3 protein-coding genes are annotated in these 2,619 nt (G+C 62.9%); all 3 read left to right on the top strand.

Features of this window, described 5'->3' with window-relative positions; translation table 11 throughout:
- A partial coding sequence (locus tag ACFDTG_RS16655; protein ID WP_375292028.1) for an endo-1,4-beta-xylanase occupies positions 1-662 on the top strand: 662 nt, incomplete at its 5' end.
- A 100-nt stretch (positions 663-762) separates the two neighbouring features.
- The gene (gene bcsS / locus ACFDTG_RS16650) at positions 763-1,467 is read left to right on the top strand and encodes a cellulose biosynthesis protein BcsS (protein ID WP_375249424.1); all 705 of its coding nucleotides are present in this window, start codon (positions 763-765) and stop codon (positions 1,465-1,467) included.
- A gap of 59 nt (positions 1,468-1,526) precedes the next feature.
- A complete protein-coding gene (locus ACFDTG_RS16645; RefSeq protein WP_375249423.1) occupies positions 1,527-2,492 on the top strand; it encodes a UDP-glucuronic acid decarboxylase family protein in 966 nt (321 codons plus the stop codon).
- The last annotated feature ends 127 nt before the right edge of the window (positions 2,493-2,619 follow it).

Here is a 2,619-nt window from a genome sequence, read left to right as displayed (position 1 = left end):
TGATCGAGCAATGGGACGTCGTCAACGAGCCGATCGACGTGATCGCTGGAGAAAGCCTGCGCAGAAGCCCGTTCTTCGACATATTCGGCCCTGGCTACATCCGCCGCGCGCTCGAAAGCGCGCGCGCACTCGCACCGAAGGCGATGCTGCTGATCAACGAATTCGGCATGGATTATCCTGATCAGCGGGATGAGGATCGCCGCCGCTCGCTGATCGGCCTGATCGACAGCCTGAAGGCGCAGGGCGTGGCCTTCGACGGCGTGGGGCTGCAATGCCATCTGGATCTGCGGCGTGGGCCGTTCGACCAACGGATCTTCGCCGCCTTCCTTGGGCAGCTTGCCGAGCGCGGCATGGCGGTCTTCATCACCGAACTGGACGTCCGCGAGGCGGATCGGAGCCTTCCGGTCGCGCAGCGCGACCGACGTGTCGCCGATCTCGCGGGGGCGCTGGTCGATGTCGCCCTCGATCAACCGGCGGTGCGCGGCATCACCTGCTGGGGACTGAGCGACCGTTACAGCTGGCTGAACGCGGAAGGCTCGGATCGCCCGCGCCCCGGCCTCAATCGCGGATTGCCGCTCGACCGGGCTTTGCGGCCGAAGGCACTACATGATGCGATCGCCAATGCGTTTCTTCGTCATCGGACATCTCCCGACAGAAGATAGTCCGCATTTGGCACAGTCAAGAACTATATGTGATAATGCAAGTGACGTGATACCGGTATAATGCATCACACAGTGCATTTGTCTGTATCGGATCGCGAGGATGAAGAATCCACTCTTTAACCATAAGATCATACTTGCGATCTTTGCCGGGGCAGCATTTACCATATCGCCTGCCGCCATTGCCCAGGAAAAGGGTGTAGTCTTTGCGGGCGGCTCGGTCGGCGAGGCCTCGGCGACATTCGCGGGCGCGGTTGTCGCCTTGCCGGGGGCTGATCTGGGCCGGGGCCTGGCGGTACGCGTCGTCGCTGGGCGCAGCAACTACCGCTACGATGCCGGCACCGTCACCGTCCGAGGGCGCGCCGATACGGCCTCGCTGTCGGCCGTTCAGCAATGGTCGGGCAGTTGGGGCTATGCGAACCTGAGCGGCGGCGTCGCCTATCACGACACGCGATTGACCCCGGGCGATCCCAATAATCGCAATGCCGGCGAACGGTGGAATGCGCTCGTCGGCATCGACGGCGCCTATGGCGTCGGCGACTGGCAAACTGCGGTGATCGGATCCTACGGGTTTGACATTCGGGAATATTTCGCACGCGCCGACGTCACCCACAGGGTGGGACGGATGGTGCGGCTGGGCCTGGAAGCCGCGGCGCAGGGCGATCCCAGCTATGAACGGCAGCAATATGGCGCCGTCGTCGCCTATGCTCCGACCCCCAAATGGCAGGTCCGGCTCTCCGGCGGACTCAATGTCGAGGCATCGCGTCGCCGTGGCTACGCCGCCCTGTCCCTAAGCCGGACATTCTAGCACCGCTCGTCACCTGTCGACGGTGAAGTCTTCATGCAGCTGTTGCAAATGGAGGGGTTGTGACACACTCATATTCGAAGCGCGTCCTGGTCACCGGCGGAGCGGGATTTCTGGGCTCGTTCCTGTGCGAACGCTTGATCGCCGAGGGCGCCGAAGTCATCTGCCTCGACAATTTCTTTACCGGAAGGCGCCGGAACGTTGCGGGATTGCTGAACAACCCGTCGTTCGAGGTGATGCGGCATGACGTTACCTGGCCGCTCTATGTCGAGGTGGACGAAATATACAATCTCGCCTGCCCGGCCAGCCCGATCCATTATCAGTTCGATCCGGTGCAAACCACCAAGACCAGCGTGCATGGCGCGATCAACATGCTGGGGCTCGCCAAGCGCACCAAGGCACGCATCCTCCAGGCCTCAACCTCGGAAGTCTATGGCGATCCTTCCGTCCATCCCCAACCGGAAGAATATTGGGGCAACGTCAATCCGATCGGCCCGCGCTCCTGCTATGACGAGGGGAAACGGTGCGCGGAAACGTTGTTCTTCGATTACTGGCGGCAGTATAAGCTCGCCATCAAGGTGATCCGCATCTTCAACACTTATGGTCCGCGGATGCGCCCCGATGACGGGCGCGTGGTGTCCAACTTCATCGTCCAAGCGCTGCGCGGGGAGCCGATCACCATCTATGGCGACGGCAGCCAGACCCGATCCTTCTGCTATGTCACCGATCTGATCGACGGCATGGTGGCAATGATGGCCAGCGGAAACGACGTGGTCGGACCGATCAATCTTGGCAATCCGGGCGAATTCACGATCCGGGAACTGGCCGAACTGGTGGTGGAACTGACCGGATCGCGGTCGCAGATCGAATGTCATCCGCTGCCGGTGGATGACCCCACCCAGCGCCGGCCCAACATCGACCGCGCTAGCGCCTCGCTCGGATGGCAGCCCAAGGTGCCGCTGCGCGAGGGACTGATCGAAACCATCGCCTATTTCGATCAGCTCCTTTCGGGGCCGGGGCATCAATAGCGGACCCTCGTTCCGCTGACGGGGAGGAGCGCCGACAAGCCCCCCCCACCCCCAAGGCCCCGCCCCCGAACCAGCGGGTTTAAGGCGGGGCGCGCGGGGCCGGCGCGACCCCCCCCAGAGAGCGACG

Origin of the sequence: Qipengyuania sp. (assembly GCF_042095715.1) — a bacterium.
In the GTDB taxonomy this organism is placed as follows: Bacteria; Pseudomonadota; Alphaproteobacteria; order Sphingomonadales; family Sphingomonadaceae; genus Qipengyuania.
Note: the sequence above shows the minus strand (reverse complement) of the source record. Positions and strands in the feature narration are given on the sequence as shown.